The following is a 16,219-nucleotide window of genomic DNA, read 5'->3' as shown; positions in this document are numbered from 1 at the left end:
ATGTTCCCATCCGCGCAAAGGCATATTTGTTTAGCTGTTTCTACCGATGATTAGGATTCATAATGCCATCATTGTTGTTATTGTTACGGTTCATCATGCCATCGCCGAGGATTCCATCACGACGCTGATCCATGGCATTAGTCGGGAAGATACGCTCAACCATGGACTGGAACGTGTCGATCATACCGCTAACTGGCTTGCCGTTACGAATATCGTCGGCATATGTCTGCACATGATCAACGAAATCCGGGTTTGCCGATACATAGACATTCTCTACATTCGGTGCAAATTGCTTGATTTTTGCCGCAACTTTGCCTTTGATCTCTTCAGACGTGTTGTCATCCGAGCTGTCCTGACGTTGTCCTACGCCTTGTCCTTCACTTTGCATTCCATAATGGCCATCACTCATCGTACGTTCTCTGCCCGTGTTCGTGAGCCCGCGCATCATGCCGAAGGTTCCGGTACCCATTGTTCCGTAAATGCTGCGGTCATTCCCCATATGGCTGCGGTCTGTAGCCGAACCGGTATTCAATCCTGGCGCAATACCACTGGTCGTGTATGGTGACATCGTTCCGTCGCCCGCATGAACGCGCATACCACCCATATCCTGATTCATGCTCTCCGTTCGCATGGTTCCACTCGCACGATTCCGCAAAGTACCGTTCATCGTGCTGTTATGGTTCCCGTTACGATTTGATTGACTATCCATCTTGCCGGCATGACCGTCTGTTAAACGGACAGCAACATAAGCGTTACGGTCGGTTAACAGTACATTGGCCGACTTGATCTCTTTCATTTCGGTAATACGTTTAGCCAGTTCGTCACTGGATTTCAGGTCAGTGACATTGTGCATGCGATAACTCTTGGCACGAATGCCATCCATTCCATTGGTCTCCACACCATAACGGTTCAGCCCGCGAACTTCCTGACCCGCATTATTGGTTTGCATATTGTTGTTATCCCGGCCATCACCACACCCTGTCAGTCCGGCCATTACAAAAATTGCAGTAGACAATGATAAGCTGATTGCTTTCGCCTTTTTGGCTGCTGGCATGTCTCATCCTCCAATGTGTATGGTTTTGGTCACAAGGATAGGATGCACTTCTGGTGTACCCGATATGCTGAAAGGATCTGGAACCTCTACCTGCACAAAATAAACGAAAAAACGGCGCCAACACATAATGTGCAGCACCGCTTCTTTCCAAATTAACATAATGGTTTGGTTTACCTAAACCGCGTATATCCACTTTTCCAAGACTACTCAGTGGATGAGGTTGAATCTTCACTTCCAGTTCCTGCATCGTCAGCTGCCTTCACCGTATCGGGAAACTTCTCCGCATCCTGCAAGACATCCGCCTGAAGGGAATATGCCCACTGACCATCTGGTGTAATCACGTAGATGATACCGGGTTCCGATGCAACGGTAAGCCCCCGGTACACGTCGGTTACATTCTCTCCATTTACTTTCTGCTCAACGGAAAGAGTGAATCGTGGTACAGCATTCTTGAGCTCGGAAGCTTTACGGACGTCGTCTGCAGTGGAAAGATTTTTAATTTTGCCGATGAGAGATACGGCTTCCGTGGATTCAACCGTCTCACCATTGAGCGTCCATGTCCGATCGGCCGCACCGTCTTCCGAAGCCGACTTCAGTACCCAGGTCGCTGCTTCTCCTTCCCAGTCCAGAGAAGCCACATTCGTATCATCGAGATTGAACGGTGTTGTATCGAGTAGATCATGCCTTGTCAGCTCGATATTGCTGATTGACTCCGACTTCACAGCAACAACGGGCCCGGAATTCACCTGCACATAACGGGCATCATCTGCTGGAAGCTGTCCGCCGATCTTTAATGTGATGTCACGGCTGTCCTTGGTTTTGATATCCAGACGGGAAGCAGTCGAACCCAATCCATACTTCTCCAGATCGGTCGGCGTCTCTTCCACAACCAATTCCTGTTCTGCTCCGCTTAGCGCATCAAGCCAGCTGCTGATTGTATAACCGTTAAGCGGATACGCCTTGGGTTCCACCATGCTCCATACGCCGTCTTTCAGCTCCAATTGGGCAGATGAAGAGGATGAATCCTCTGCTTCCGTCTTACCTGTACCAAGGTCATGAATGGTAATTGACTGGATATCATCAGAGTGAATGCCAAGCAGCTGGACCTTCACCGCTTCTTCTTCGCGAAAATAATTCTGATTGGCCGCATAAATCCAGCCCACAATCAGTACCAACACGACCAGAATCGTCGGAATCCATTTCTTCATACGCGTCTGCGCCTCCACCACAAGAATACACCTATGATAACAAAGATAAGCGGGAATCCCACAATCGCAACGAAGAAAATCGTTCTGGCCTGCTCACCATTCAGATAAGCCACTTCATAACCAGCCTGCACCCGCGGGCGAATGGTTAACCCGTCCTCTTTTTCACTTAAATAATTGAAGGTATTCAAAATGAAGTCACGGTTACCGCCATTCCCGATTTCCGAATCCTGCATGAAGATGGAAGATCCAAGGATCACAGCTTTCGGTTTGCCTTCGGTCGTATCTGCTGCATATCCTAGCTCGACAGGTCCCTGGATATCCTGATCCGGATCATTCGCTGTTTCGTTTTGCAGCAAGCCTTCAATATTCGTCTCACCATAACTATCATCCGAAGATTGAATCAGTGGCGACAGTGTATATTTCTCCTGTTCCTTGCTTGTTAGAGCAATCGACAGGGATAACATCGGATACAACTGACTTGCGGACAATTTATCTGTAATGGCATGTGTACCGTATTCGGGTACAACCCATAGTGGCCCCATCGTGCTGGCCTGCTGGTTGTCCACCATCACGGCATGCTCATCAACCACTCCATAATCGGCCATGAGTTTGTCAATATTTTTCCAACTCGATTTCATATCCTCCACAAAACCGAGGGACAACATCAGCTTGCCACCATTGCTCAGATAGGTTCGAATGGCTTTTAATTCAGCATCACTAAGATCACGCTGCGGGCCAATGATCGCAAGTACGTCCGCATCTTCGGGAACCACTCCGGCCTGATTGAGCTGCAGTTCTTCTGTTGTAATATTGTTTTGCTCCAGGGACGAACGAAGCGTGGTCAACTGATCCAGGCCAAGCTCCTCATGCCCTGTAAGGAATACCATTTTCTTCATTTCGGTGGAAGACAGATTCATCAGAGCCTGTGTTAATTTTTCCTCCCCCGTGAATTGGTATGACCCATCACTGCCATCCCCTACTGCTGTAAACAGACTGGCGATATCAATAACTTTATATTGATCCCCCTGCTCCAGGACGATGGAACTGCCTGTGATGCCGTATTTCGAGGCCAGCGTCGGTTCCTGTGTCAGATTATACTGTTCCATCTTCAGCTTGCTGTTTCGCTTGGTATACTCTTGAACCATGTCCGTCACTTCGCGATTCAAGACGGTATTGTTGGCGTTCTCCACCGTTAATACCTTAATGCTAACGTCATCCTTTACATTTTTGATCGCGGTCAGTGACTGGTCCGATAAGGTGTATTGTTTGTTTGCCGTCAGATCCAGCTGGAATCCGCCAAGCGAATTCAGAAACAGCGTAAGCAAAATGAAAATGCCGATGACCGCTACAGACAGCACCGTACTATTCGTATGACTTAACCATTTTTTCATCTTCTCACCTCCACCGCTTCCGTTCCACGATTTGAATGCTCAGTAGCAGAAATACGCCCGATAGCGTCACATAATACAAGATATCCGGTCCACTCAGCACACCCTTCGTGAAGCTGTCAAAATGGTTCGTCAGCGCAAATGGATCAAGCCATTTCTGCAGCGTAGAACCGGTATTGCCTGCGAATGAATCAAGCATCCACAATACGAGCAAAATAATAAAACCGGCCACCGCAGACACCATCTGATGCTGAGATAACGTAGAAGCAAACAATCCGATCGCCATCATACTGCCGCCCAGGAAGAAGAGTCCCAGCGCCGACAGCCAAACCGAAGTCACATCCAACGTTCCAAAGAACGACATGATGAACGGATAGACCAAACTGCACAGAATAAGCACGATCAGAATGGCCAGAGAGGCCAGATACTTACCAAATACGACTTCGGTTACCCGAGCCGGGGAGGTCATCAGCAGCTCATCTGTACCCTGCCTGAATTCCTCTGCCACCAGCCTCATGGTTAATAAAGGCACCACAAACAGCAGCATGGATAAGGTATCACCGAGCACAAGGCGATAATCCACAATACTGGGCTGGTAATACACGAAACTGGAGTAAAACAATAAACTTGTCATCAGCACATAGACCGCGAAGGCGAAATAGGATGTGGGTGACAAAAAATACGCCTGAAGTTCCTTATTGCAAATAGCCATCATTCGTCTCATTTGGATTCCTCCTCTGTTGGCGAATCCGCAGAGTCTTCACTAACTAGGTCAGGTGTACCTTTATCCGGTGACTCATTATCTAGTTCCGTTGTAGTCAGCTTCAGGAAGATCTGCTCCAGACTGAGATTTTCCTTCTTCATTTCCAGAATCGGCAGTCCCGCTCCGGATAAAAGATAAAACAGCTCTTCCCGGAAGTCATCGGGTGACTCTCCAGTAAGCAGCATTTTGACCGTTCCCTGTTGATCTGTGCCGCCGTTTCCGTCTGAGGGTTGAATAATTTCCCTCCTCACCTTCTCCCAAGGTGTCAGCAAATGATGTAGCTGCTGCTCTGTCGCCTTGACTTCAATGGATACCTTAAACTGATCCCCCATCGAAGAACCAAAGTGCTGTGGTGAACCGTCGAGTACTAGCTGTCCCTGGTTAATAATTAACATCCGGTTACATAGCGCGCTGACTTCAGGCAGAATATGCGTACTGAGCAGCACCGTATGATTTTCACCGAGTTCCCGGATCAGATCACGAATCTCCATAATCTGATTGGGGTCCAGCCCTGATGTAGGTTCATCAAGGACGAGCAGATCAGGCTTGTGGATAATGGCTCCCGCAAGTCCCAGGCGCTGTTTATAACCTTTGGATAGTCCGCGCACCAGTTGTTTTTCCCGTTGCTGAAGCCCCAGCCTGCTGACCATCTCACTGATCCGCAGTTTAATCTCACGTGCCGGAACATCCCTCAGGTTCGCCACGAATTTCAAATAGGATTGCACCGTCATGTCCGGATATAGCGGCGGTGTTTCCGGAAGATAACCGATTTTGGAACGAACAGCTCTGCCCTGATCATGCACAGATTGTCCATCAACCACAATCGAACCGGCGGTGGGCTGCAGGTAACCGGTGATCATCCGCATCGTTGTCGTTTTGCCGGCACCATTAGGCCCAAGAAAACCAACAATCTCACCGCGCTCCATTGTGAAATCCAGTTGATGCACGCCGCGCCGTCCATCATACACTTTGCTGACCTGTTTCACTTCGAGCACATTATTCATCCTTTCCCGTTAAAATACCCGTGTGCCATCAAGCAATCCAGATGGTCTACACGGGAAGTTCCTTGTATCTTACGGGGTCTATCCTAAACCCAGCTTAATGATACTTAAAAGAAAGATTAAAAATATATGTCCAAAATGTGAACAACTTAGGTTTCACCCACACCCTGTGCATTGGGGAAACGTACCATACAGTACAGGAGTCAGCATTTTGCATAATTACGATTCCACTCGCTCCAAGGGACAATATTATAGACGAATAGGACCATTTCGATCTATATATTGAGGATTGGAAGTCGATTATTGGATTTATGCAAAATGCTCAGGAGTATGAGTTCCTGCACAAAAGTCAGAGGGTGAACCGTGTGAAAGTATTATTCACGTTTTTTGTACCAAGCGGTGGCGTGGATACCTTGAACCGCTTGCGGACAGCCGTTCTGCAACGTCATGGCATTGAAGCGCATCTATTGTACCTTTATACAGGATCGGGTTTGCAGAACAGCACTGGTACTCCGGTCTTCACCGCGTCCAATGATGAAGAAATACGTTTTTTGATTCACAGCCAGCATTATGACGCCATTATTGTGACTTCGGATATTTCCATGCCTGGTAGATTGAGAGGACTCGGCTATACAGGACGAATTATATTTGAAGCTCAGGGTCTCGGTACGAGAGATCAGGCACTGGAAACGATTCAGATGGCGATTCCTTATCTCCAGGCCCATTGTGACGCTGCTGTTCTGCCGCCTACCGATCACTTGCTGGATATGTTTATTCATATCTGCCCTTGGCTGCACCGGTTTGTTATCCCCAATATGCTGGATACTGATACGTTTGCTCCAGTTCCCGTAGACACTCCCCCCTACCCCGTTTTGGCTTGGGTCGGGAGGCTGGAACACAACAAAAACTGGCGAGAATACTTGAGCATATCCAGTAAGATCATCAAAAAAATTCCCGAAGCCAGACTTTGGCTGTTTCATGATCCAAGCTTGGCCAATCCTGAAGACGAAGTGATGTTCCGTCACATGTTGGCTGAATATGGCTTGGAGGACCGCATCGGCATCTTTGTCAATGTTCCTCACTCCCAGATGCCCACGTTCTACTCCATGATTGCTGCTTCTGGAGGAATCATGCTCTCGACATCCCTTCTTGAAGGCTTTGGTTATGCGGTTGCCGAAGCCATCAGCTGCGGCTGCCCGGTACTCAGCACCGATTCCGATGGTGTACGTTCGTTCATTACTCATAACAAGACAGGCAAATTCTATCCTTTGGGCAATGTAAATGCAGCAGTAGATGAAGCGGTCGAACTCATGCGTAACCAAAAATTGCGTAAATATATCCGTGAACAGGGCAGAGAGCATATGACCGCCTCATTCTCTCCGGATCGGTACGCTATTTCCTTCCGGGAAATGATGACCGCCCTGAGCATCTTCTCATGAGCAATGCAAAAAGGCAGTTCAGAACATATCTGAACTGCCTCGGATTAAAGAGATTAAGCACCTATTCATAAAATAGGAGGATCCATTAGTGCCCCATCATCATGGCCGGATCCGGTTCATCCCCGGTCTGGAGCGTTTCTTCCTGCATTCGTTTTGGTTTACGGAGGATAAGACTCAGTAAACAACCGAACAATGCAATACATGCGGCCAAGAAAAACGTGTCGTTGAAACCAGACACGAGGCCCTTAATGACAGATCCAACGTCCGTTCCACTTGTATTGGTCGCAATTCGGGAAGTCAGGAAACCGGTCAAACCAGCAACCGCAAATGATACAACGACTTGTTGTGCAGCAGCGGTAAGCGGTGTGACCCGACCAACCAATTTGCGCGGAGCAGCGTTTAGCACATGCGTATTCAGTGGCATCATGGATAGACCCATACCGAGTCCCATCATCACGAGACTAAGAATAATCAGACCCAGACCCGTCTCGGATGTAATAGAAGACAGGATAAAGAGTGCCCCCGAGATGATACCCAGACCCACGAATGCGAGGGGTCTCGCCCCGATTTTATCAAACAAACGGCCACCAAGCGGCATGCCTACACCGGATGCCAACGCTTGTGGTAGCAGGATTAACCCTGTTTCCAAAGCTGTGTAGCCTTTGATCTGCTGCAGGTAGAGCGGAATCAAAATCATGGCCCCAAACAAAGCAATTTGTGAAACCCATGCAAGGATGATACCACGTGTAAAATCGGAGGATTTGAAGACCCGTAGTTCCAGCAATGGATTTTGGTGACGCAGCTCCACAATGATGAAAAGGATCAACGCTACGCCTCCAACGATTACACCTGTCAGTGTTGAAGTGGACGTCCAACTTGTGCCACCCTCACTTACACCATAGGCGAGCATAGAGAATGCAATCGGTGCGAAAATCATACCAAGCAGGTCAAGCGCGGGCGTTCTTCCACGGTCTGTATCAGGCAGAAATTTGATACATAGAATAAAAGCAGCAATACCTATTGGCAGATTGATCAGGAAGATCCAGTGCCAGCTGAGGGACTGAATAAACCAGCCAGACAATACCGGTCCCAGTGCAGGAGCCAGCAGCATTGGAATCCCGAGCATGCCCATGATGGAGCCCCTTCTTTCAGGTGGAGCCAGACGAAAAACCATAGCCATCCCAATAGGAGCCACCATTCCTCCGCCAAGACCCTGGATAATCCGATACACAATCAATTGCTCGGGAGACTGTGCAATCGAGCATAATACCGATCCGAGGGTAAACATGGCTATGGTGAACAGAAATACTCTTTTGGCACCGAAACGATCCGTGAGCCATCCGGCTAATGGGATAACTGCCGACAAAGCCAAGGTATAGCCCGTTACGGTCCATTGGATTGTCTTCAGATCTGTCTCGAAGTACTGTACCAGATTCGGAATCGCGACGTTCACGACCGTACTATCCAGAATGACCATGATCATACCAACGATGATGGCTAAGAGCGGAAGAATAATTGTTCTGATCGAGAACTCCTCCGGATTCTGGTTCACTGCTGTTTGTTGTTTCATTGACCACTCTCTTTTCCGGCTTGGAGGAATTTCCCCTCACGTACAGCCTTATAATCATGACTGATTCAAACATTTGTTTTAAACCGTCGTTTTAAACTTTTGTTTTAACCATGGTTTTATTTTAATGAAAATACCTTTGCTGTCAAGCTATTTTCTTATGTAAAATTCAGTATAAGCAAACACAAAAAAGGGAACAGGCTCTCTCCTGCTCCACTGATTTGGCTCGTTTTCCATCAATCGTTTTGCCTAACTAATCTGCCAGCTTAATCATCTGGTGTTCAGAGAGCACACCCAGTGTCTGTCCACAAGCACTTCTGCAATACACCCTAATCTCCAGATGATAGGGCCTGCTCTTGTTGCTGATAATTCGCAGTTGCCACATATGGGGTGAAACGTTCAGGTCATGAATGATGTGATTACGGCTGCTACCGGTCGACTCTGCTCCAATATGAAAGATATGCCGATACAGTTCTCCACTGGTTGGGCTGATCCCGCCGACATACACATCTGCTCCGTCTTCCCCTGCGAACGCGACCTCCACGTCGATATACTTAATTGGAACAGCCGTTTGAAGCATGCCCTCATGGATTTCCATTATATATGCCCCCACACTTGTGCCTCCTTCTGCTGTGTACGACCTGGTAATAGTTTATGCTGCCCTGCATCCTATGCCAGTTGTATTCACCCATTTTTGACAGATGTACCTTCCTGCCCGGCCTTTGGCACAGCTTCTCTCATAGAATAGAAGGATAGCAGAACCGCCTGTGCAGGCCGTGACAAGGAGGTACTTATGAAAGTTCTGCTCGTTACCTACTGGGAGCTTACACAAATGGGAGGCATCTGGACCTATGTAAAACAGCTCGCCGACAGGTTGATGGCACTTGGCGTTGAAGTCGATATCATGGGAACGAACGGCGCGAAGAATGAAGTTTATATCCGTAACCTGAATCGGAACTTTTCCAAAGAAAACGTATCGCCTATGCTGCAAGCCAAGCTCAATCCGACAGATCTTCCACAATTTACAGCCGATCCTCTCCTCGCATATTACGAACTGAACCGATATGCATTTGAAATGGCTGCTGCCTGTCTGGGTGTAGAACACTATGACATGATTCATGCACAAGATCCTGTGGCAGCCGTGGCGATGAAACGAATTCTGAAGAAGAACACCCCCATGGTAACCAGTTATCACGGGGCACTTGCACGCGAAACCTTTTATGATGAGCAAAAATCCAACCCGCAGCTTACGCTTCCAGCCTATTTGCAATCCAGACGCGGACGCTATTTCCTCTCACTGGAGCAGCGGAGCGCCGCACAATCGGAGCTTATTCTGGTATCCAGCCGCTGGATCAAAAGTACACTGACATCACTGCAGGTTCCTGAAGACAAATTCCGGCTGATCCCTTATGCTGTGGACCTTCCCGCTTACCGTTCCCAGGCATCCGTCCGGTTCCGACAGCGGCCCCCTGCAGGCAAGAAGGTCATTGCCTTCACAGGCAGACTGGAATTTATCAAAGGCGTTCATGTACTGATCAACGCTCTGGCCAGCCTAAAGCAACTTCGCTCTGATTGGGTCTGCTGGATTGCGGGAGAAGGGAATTTGATGGAAGACCTGCGTTCCCAGGCTAATGATCTTGGTGTTGGAGGAGATATCGTATTCTGGGGCAAATTGGACAACATCCCATCATTCCTGCGCCGTGCCGATATTTATGTACAGCCCAGCCTGCAGGACACGCAGCCCTTCTCGGTTACGGAAGCCCAGCTTGCCGGACTTCCTGTTATCGTAAGCGGCACGGCAGGCATGCCGGAGATGGTTGAGCCTGCTCATACCGGTTGGGTCGTTCCTCCGCAGGATGTGGACTCCCTGAGCGCACTATTGAACGCCCTGTTGCAGGATGACGCCACTCGTATGCGAGTCGGCGCACAGGCCAAGGCTTGGGCAGAGAAATACCGCTCCCTGGAGGAAATGGGAATGCGCACACTACAGGTATATCAGGAAGCAATTCAAAAAGGAGGGCACCCGATATGACCCTGCTTGTACCGAGTGATTTATATAATGGCTGGTTTTCCGTCCCTGTCTCTACCCCCCACATTGAAGTGAATTACGAGATTATGAATGCCTTGGTAGAAACACTCCCCAAGGGGTATACCTTGCCTGATCCGGAAGCAATGGCTATTATGTGCTCTAATGATTAATCATATTGGGGATGCTGACCCTCTTGCTGCAAGAGGGTTATTTCCCTTGAAAGACGATCTAAATCATGCAAAAAGCAAAAAGAGAGCATCCCCACTGGTCCACAACTCAGGAGAACCAGAAGAAATTCCCTCTCTTTTACGTGCTTTTTTACCTTTTATGTCCGAATGTACCCATGATTACTGCCAATAACCGCCGATCTGAAGCAGATTCAGCAAAATTGGCCGATGTTTGGCCTGAACCATTTCCATCTCGGCTTTTAATGCTTCAAAGTGTTTTTTGGTTCCCATTGAATCATGAACCCGGTAACACATCAAGGGCTCGTTGAAATAAAACAGCTCGTAGACCGGAAATAATCTCAGCCACATCTCATAGTCATGGGTATAGCGGAACTCGGTGTCAAACATGCCGAACTTCCGAAATGCATCCATCTCCAGCATCACGGTACAGCCGTTAATGGGACAGCCTTCGAGCAGCACCTGCAGCATCTCGAGACGGCTGCCTACTTCAGGCTGAACCGTATCCATCCATTCACTGTTTTCATTGACATAATGATAGGCCCCATGGCAGAAGGAAGCTTTTACCTTAAGCATGAATTCCAGCTGTTTCTCCACCCGATCCAGCAGCATTACGTCATCCGAGCTGAGCCAGACGAAATAGTCCCCCGACGCACGCTTGATCCCTTCATTCAGGGCTGTTGCCGTCCCCCCATTCTCCTTTCGAACATAGGTGATACGATCCGTAAATGGTTTCAACTTCTCCACATGCTGCGTAGAGCCGTCATCCACCACGATAACCTCGATATGAGGATATGTCTGGTTCAGAGCACTGTGAACAGCCTGCTCAATATAAGCACAGTTGTAAAACGGGATGACAATAGAAACTTTGGGTTCCATTCGGGCCTCCCCTTTCCTCGCCTCTCTATAAAACATCTACCCTTATCATATGATGGAACTGCCTCCGGTTCGCGGGCATCTGTGAGGGAAAGATCATGAATTACGCATGAGCGGATACATAGAAAAGAGGGTATTATGGTATCTCGCTCCCATAACCCCTCAATCCCTTCATACGGTTCAACCACCCATGGCTGCAATTCGCTGCAGCAAAGGTTCACGATATCTGGACCAGACCATGGAAGCCTCCTTGCCAATTGTCTCCGCATGACGCACCGACCCCATCCCGCCGTGCCAGCGATATGCCGTAAGAGGTTCATTCAGGTATGGAAAACGATATCCATTCAGCAGGATACGCAGCCAGAGATCCAGATCATGCGTATATGGAAGCAGCTCATCGAAGAGACCTACGGCTCCGAACAGATCCTTGCGAATCATGACGGTACAACCATTGACAGGATTGCCACCCACGAAACGGCGCAGCCAGTCAACGTCGGCCATCGGTTCTGCTCCGCCATGCAGCTTGGTAACCGCCGAATGTTCATTGATGTAATGAAAGTTGGTATGTGAGGCAAGCACATTTTCCCGCTGCATGAACTCGACCTGATAACGTATTTTATCCGGATAGAGAAGATCATCCGAGCTTAGCCAGACCACATAATCACCCGAAGCATGACGAATGCCGTGATTAAGTGCCGAGGCTGTGCCGCCGTTGCTTTTGCCAAGCACATAGATATAAGGCAGGTAGGGCTGGAGAAGCTCCGCATGCCTTGTAGAGCCGTCGTCCACCACAATGATCTCCACGTTGGTATACGTCTGGTTTATCGCACTTTGGATCGCCTGCTGCACATAAGGGCAATTGTAGAATGGAATGACAACGGATACTTTTGGATTCATTTGGCCCCTCCCCCTTGCTTCCGAACATCGTTCAGAATATCCTGAAGGGATTGGGCAAATGGAATCTGAGGCTGCCATCCCAGTTTACGCAGCAGCGATAACTCCTCCTCCTTGCCAGCCCCATCTGGCCCTGAAGAGGCTCCGTCCCAGCGGACAGGCACTTCTGCCTCTGACATGGAGAGCAAGGTATCCGCGATTTCGCCCAGACTGCGCTCCGTCCCGGAAACCACCGGGTAGACAGTTCCCGTAGTTCCATGCACAAGTAGTGTGGCATAGGCTCTGACCGCATCCCGTACATCCAGGAAATCCCGTGTATTATCCCGCCCGGATAGACGGAAAGCTTCACGTTTGCCCTCTTGCTCACAGGCAACCACATGCCGTGCGAGCAGCGAACAGATGCCTGTAGAAGGACCGGCCCCGATCAAATTTCCGGGCTCAGCCAGCATGATCTGCTGCCCAAACAGGGACATCCATGACAATGACACCATCTCTTCCAGCGCTTTGCTGAGACTGTAAGGATGAGGAGGCTCTGGTTTTCGGCCTGGTTCGACGGTGTATTTCAACCGGGATCCCACGATGACTGTCCTTGCTGATGGACAGCTTCGAAGAGCATCCAGTAAATACAGGACAGCCATCACATTCGTTTCCAGTACAAGCAGCGGGTCCGACCAGGAGTCGGGGACTGAGTTTTTCCCTGCGAGATGCAGCGCGTAATCTGGCTGCACCTCATCAATCAGTTGACGCACCTGCTGTTTATCATTAAGATCACACACATGTACAGCAACGCCTTCGCCAAACGAATGCACGCCTGCTCGCCGCACCACGGCGGCAACCTTAGCACCGACGCTCTTAAAATAAGCTACAGCATGTCGTCCGGTAAAACCGGAGGCTCCTGTAATCAGTACGTTCTTGCCCGTTAGCTCTGCTCCATCCATAATGCCAGCTCCTTCAGCATCGTAGAATAATCCGGAAGGTCTGTCTTCACATCCTCGCGTGTGGAAACGAGGGTACGATCCTGCACAAGACTGTCATCAGGCACAATATTCACATCTTGCTTGTTCCAGGTCTGCTGGAAAAGAAGCAGCAGATCGTGCTTGCTAACCGGTTCAGGATGCGCCAAATGAATCAGGCCACTGACAGGTGACGCCAGATAATGATCCACCCATTTTGCCAGCTCCAGTGTAGTTACACCGTTCCAGAACACACGCGTATATCCACCCACTTCACCTGTGCGGGACATAAACCAATGCATCAGGCCGATGCCGCCCTTCCGGATTTCGGGCCCAATTATGGAGGTGCGGATCGTGAGGTGCCCTGGATCATGAACCTCACCCAGTGCCTTGGTAATCGCGTAGGATGATGTCCCATCCGTAACATCATTCTCCGTATAGGAACCACGGTCCCCGCTGAAGACACAGTCCGTGCTGATATGAATGAGTCGGGCACCAATGGTGTCGGCCACCCTCCGCAAACGATGCGGAAGGAAGCCGTTAATGTGATAAGCGGTAATTTTATCTTCATCTGCGAAGCTGTTCAGCACACCAACAGCATTAACGATAACGTCCGGGTGCACAGCCTCCACCAGACGATCCACCATATAGCTGTCATTTACATCCAGCAGCAGACCGTTCGGGTCAGACACATCCCGCGTGGTGTAGAAGACACTGTGCAGACCTTGACGGCGGAAATAGTCGACCATAACATGGCCGGCCATTCCGTTTCCCCCAAGTATCAGGAGCTTCATGACAGGAATCCTCCGCGTTTCAGAATGTCGCGAATCTCCTCTTTCGTCATCAGCTGATGTTCTGAACTGAAGCTGCTAAAGGAAACCGGAGGGCAGTTCGTGTAATGCTCACGCAATCCCGGGATGCCGAGTGTAGGGAGAATGACCAGATATTGTTCGTCGTAAACAACCGTTGTCATGCTCTCGAATTCACTCATCAGAATTTCATGAATTTTCTCACCAGGCCGGGTACCGCGTTCCACAATGGCCACGTTCTCTACGCCGGAATCCTCGATCAGCACTTCTGCAAGGTCCACAATTTTGCACGTAGGCATCGTCATGACAAAAATTTCCCCGCCTACACTCTCTACGGAAGCCTTGAACAGCAACGTGATGGCATCCTTAAGTGTGAGGAAGAACCGGGTCATATTCATATCCGTGATGGATACTTGACCTTTCTGACGAATCTGGTTCTTGAAGAGATGCACCACGCTGCCGTTGGTGCCAAGTACATTCCCGCCCCGTACAGTCACAAATCGGGTATTACTGTGCAGCAAATTCGCATATACAATTAATTTCTCGCCGATCGCCTTGGTCATGCCATAGAAATTGGATGGGTTGGCCGCCTTGTCAGTCGAGATATAAATGACCTTTTCAACATGGTTTTCGATGGCAGCCTCAATCACGTTCTGAGTACCAATCACGTTGGTTTTGAGCGCTTCATAAGGCTGATCTTCACATACCGGCACATGTTTGAGCGCCGCCAGATGGAATACATAGTCCACTTGCTGGCAAGCCGCCGTTAATGCTTCCTTGTCACGAATATCCCCAATTCGGAAGTGAAGGCGAGGATCCTCGAACTCGCGGCTCATGGCCACCTGGCTTGATTCATTACGGGAGTAAACGATGATTTCCTTTGGGTTTTGAGGCAGCAGTTGAGCCACGAGTTCATACCCCCATGATCCAGTACCGCCTGTCACGAGTATACGTTTATTTTCAAACATGTATTTTCCCTCCAAGCAGAAATTTGACCACTTTACCGGATACATCTGTTGCCTTGTAACCTTGCGGGCATTCCCAGTCACTTGCCATCTCCGTCATGACCTTCACACATCCCGCAATGCGGGCTGCATCCAGACCGGAGACTACGTTGCTGCCGCAGTCCACCGTCTCCGGACGTTCGGTTGTCCGTCGCATGGTGACTGTGGGTACACCCATGATGCAGCATTCTTCCTGAACGGTTCCGCTGTCCGTCAGTGCACAGCGTGCATGTCGTTCCAGCATGACGAAGTCAAAAAATCCGAACGGTTCGTGGAATTCCACAAGCGGATTCATCTCCAGCTGCAAATGTTCTGCGATACGGATGGCCGTTCGGGGATGGATGCTGCAGATCACCCGCAGGCCGTGTTCTTCCGCAACCTGGTTCAGTCCTTTCATGATCTCCAGCAGATGAGGCGGATGATCTACATTTTCTGCCCGGTGGGCGGTTACCAAAAAGTACTGCCCAGACTTCAGCTTGAGCTTTTTCAGTATTTTACTGGCGTTCACTTGGGCGTCATAATGACGCATGACTTCGTATATCGGATTGCCCGTGAGCACAATTCGCCGACTGGGCACACCTTCATTAACCAGGTGCTTCTTGCTCTGTTCGGTATAAGGCATGTTAATGGTCGATATGGCATCGATGACCTTTCGATTTTTCTCTTCGGGCACATCCAGATCGAAGCATCGATTGCCTGCCTCCATATGAACGACCGGAATCCCCATGCGTTCAGCCAGCACGGCACAGAGTGCACTGTTGGTATCACCCAGCAGCAGCACTTTGTCCGGCTTTTCCTGAAGCAGCAGATCTTCCATTTGAGTAAACATGGAGGATAGCTGACGGCCCAGCGAGGCAGCTTCGTCCTGAAGGACGTAGTCTGGCGCCCGCAGGCCCATTTCCTTGAAAAACTGACCGCTGAGACTTTCCGTGAAGTTCTGTCCTGTGTGCACAAGAATATGCTTGGACGCGTACTGGTCCAGCTTGGAAATGATCAGGCTGAGCCGGATAATCTCTGGTCTCGTGCCCAGCACCGTCATGATCTTCATC

16 protein-coding genes are annotated in these 16,219 nt (G+C 49.5%); 3 read left to right on the top strand and 13 right to left on the bottom strand.

Translation table 11 applies throughout. From position 1 onward, the window contains the following. Positions 1-40: 40 nt before the first annotated feature. The 5 genes from CHH60_RS23175 to CHH60_RS23155 all read right to left on the bottom strand — a co-directional run bounded on the left by CHH60_RS23175 (position 41) and on the right by CHH60_RS23155 (position 5,408). Positions 41-1,054: a YhcN/YlaJ family sporulation lipoprotein gene (locus CHH60_RS23175; RefSeq protein ID WP_095361360.1), complete on the bottom strand. Its 1,014-nt coding sequence runs from the start codon at positions 1,052-1,054 to the stop codon at positions 41-43. A gap of 203 nt (positions 1,055-1,257) precedes the next feature. Next, positions 1,258-2,262: a DUF4340 domain-containing protein gene (locus tag CHH60_RS23170; protein WP_095361359.1), complete on the bottom strand. Its 1,005-nt coding sequence runs from the start codon at positions 2,260-2,262 to the stop codon at positions 1,258-1,260. Then, positions 2,259-3,653, bottom strand: coding sequence for a GldG family protein (locus CHH60_RS23165; RefSeq protein ID WP_095361358.1), 1,395 nt, complete (start codon positions 3,651-3,653; stop codon positions 2,259-2,261). Before CHH60_RS23165 ends, CHH60_RS23170 begins: the two co-directional genes overlap by 4 nt. A 4-nt stretch (positions 3,654-3,657) precedes the next feature. Further along, positions 3,658-4,374 (bottom strand): ABC transporter permease subunit, encoded by a 717-nt coding sequence (locus tag CHH60_RS23160; RefSeq protein WP_095361357.1) that lies wholly within the window; start codon positions 4,372-4,374, stop codon positions 3,658-3,660. After that, the gene (locus CHH60_RS23155) at positions 4,371-5,408 is read right to left on the bottom strand and encodes an ABC transporter ATP-binding protein (RefSeq protein ID WP_255248059.1); all 1,038 of its coding nucleotides are present in this window, start codon (positions 5,406-5,408) and stop codon (positions 4,371-4,373) included. Before CHH60_RS23155 ends, CHH60_RS23160 begins: the two co-directional genes overlap by 4 nt. A 371-nt stretch (positions 5,409-5,779) precedes the next feature. On the opposite strand from CHH60_RS23155, the gene CHH60_RS23150 reads away from it, so the two are divergent. Beyond that, complete coding sequence (locus CHH60_RS23150; protein ID WP_255248058.1) at positions 5,780-6,853, top strand: glycosyltransferase family 4 protein; 1,074 nt, start codon at positions 5,780-5,782, stop codon at positions 6,851-6,853. Between the two features lie 85 nt (positions 6,854-6,938). On the opposite strand, the gene CHH60_RS23145 is transcribed toward CHH60_RS23150, so the two are convergent. Then, entirely contained in the window at positions 6,939-8,423 is a 1,485-nt protein-coding gene (locus tag CHH60_RS23145; protein WP_095361354.1) for a DHA2 family efflux MFS transporter permease subunit, read from the bottom strand. 250 nt (positions 8,424-8,673) lie between these two features. Continuing rightward, entirely contained in the window at positions 8,674-9,033 is a 360-nt protein-coding gene (locus tag CHH60_RS23140) for a hypothetical protein (RefSeq protein ID WP_095361353.1), read from the bottom strand. Between the two features lie 180 nt (positions 9,034-9,213). On the opposite strand from CHH60_RS23140, the gene CHH60_RS23135 reads away from it, so the two are divergent. Next, positions 9,214-10,452, top strand: coding sequence for a glycosyltransferase family 4 protein (locus tag CHH60_RS23135; protein WP_095361352.1), 1,239 nt, complete (start codon positions 9,214-9,216; stop codon positions 10,450-10,452). Further along, positions 10,449-10,619, top strand: a complete 171-nt coding sequence (locus CHH60_RS29955; RefSeq protein WP_167301708.1) for a hypothetical protein — start codon at positions 10,449-10,451, stop codon at positions 10,617-10,619. The genes CHH60_RS23135 and CHH60_RS29955 overlap by 4 nt, the downstream gene beginning before the upstream one ends. Positions 10,620-10,796: 177 nt before the next feature. Here CHH60_RS29955 and CHH60_RS23130 read toward each other — a convergent pair whose 3' ends face one another. From CHH60_RS23130 to wecB, 6 genes are all read right to left on the bottom strand, one after another. Next, positions 10,797-11,513, bottom strand: coding sequence for a glycosyltransferase (locus CHH60_RS23130; RefSeq protein ID WP_095361351.1), 717 nt, complete (start codon positions 11,511-11,513; stop codon positions 10,797-10,799). Between the two features lie 177 nt (positions 11,514-11,690). Further along, positions 11,691-12,407 (bottom strand): glycosyltransferase, encoded by a 717-nt coding sequence (locus tag CHH60_RS23125; protein WP_095361350.1) that lies wholly within the window; start codon positions 12,405-12,407, stop codon positions 11,691-11,693. Beyond that, positions 12,404-13,342, bottom strand: coding sequence for an NAD-dependent epimerase/dehydratase family protein (locus CHH60_RS23120; protein ID WP_095361349.1), 939 nt, complete (start codon positions 13,340-13,342; stop codon positions 12,404-12,406). The genes CHH60_RS23125 and CHH60_RS23120 overlap by 4 nt, the downstream gene beginning before the upstream one ends. Continuing rightward, on the bottom strand, positions 13,324-14,151 hold the full coding sequence (locus tag CHH60_RS23115; protein WP_095291943.1) for a dTDP-4-dehydrorhamnose reductase family protein: 828 nt from the start codon (positions 14,149-14,151) through the stop codon (positions 13,324-13,326). The genes CHH60_RS23120 and CHH60_RS23115 overlap by 19 nt, the downstream gene beginning before the upstream one ends. Beyond that, a complete protein-coding gene (locus tag CHH60_RS23110; protein ID WP_095361348.1) occupies positions 14,148-15,134 on the bottom strand; it encodes a polysaccharide biosynthesis protein in 987 nt (328 codons plus the stop codon). The genes CHH60_RS23115 and CHH60_RS23110 overlap by 4 nt, the downstream gene beginning before the upstream one ends. Next, complete coding sequence (gene wecB, locus CHH60_RS23105; protein ID WP_095291945.1) at positions 15,127-16,218, bottom strand: non-hydrolyzing UDP-N-acetylglucosamine 2-epimerase; 1,092 nt, start codon at positions 16,216-16,218, stop codon at positions 15,127-15,129. The genes CHH60_RS23110 and wecB overlap by 8 nt, the downstream gene beginning before the upstream one ends. Position 16,219: the final 1 nt, after the last annotated feature.

The sequence above is a fragment of the Paenibacillus sp. 7523-1 genome (genome assembly GCF_002276415.1).
In the GTDB taxonomy this organism is placed as follows: Bacteria; Bacillota; Bacilli; order Paenibacillales; family Paenibacillaceae; genus Paenibacillus; species Paenibacillus illinoisensis_A.
Note: the sequence above shows the minus strand (reverse complement) of the source record. Positions and strands in the feature narration are given on the sequence as shown.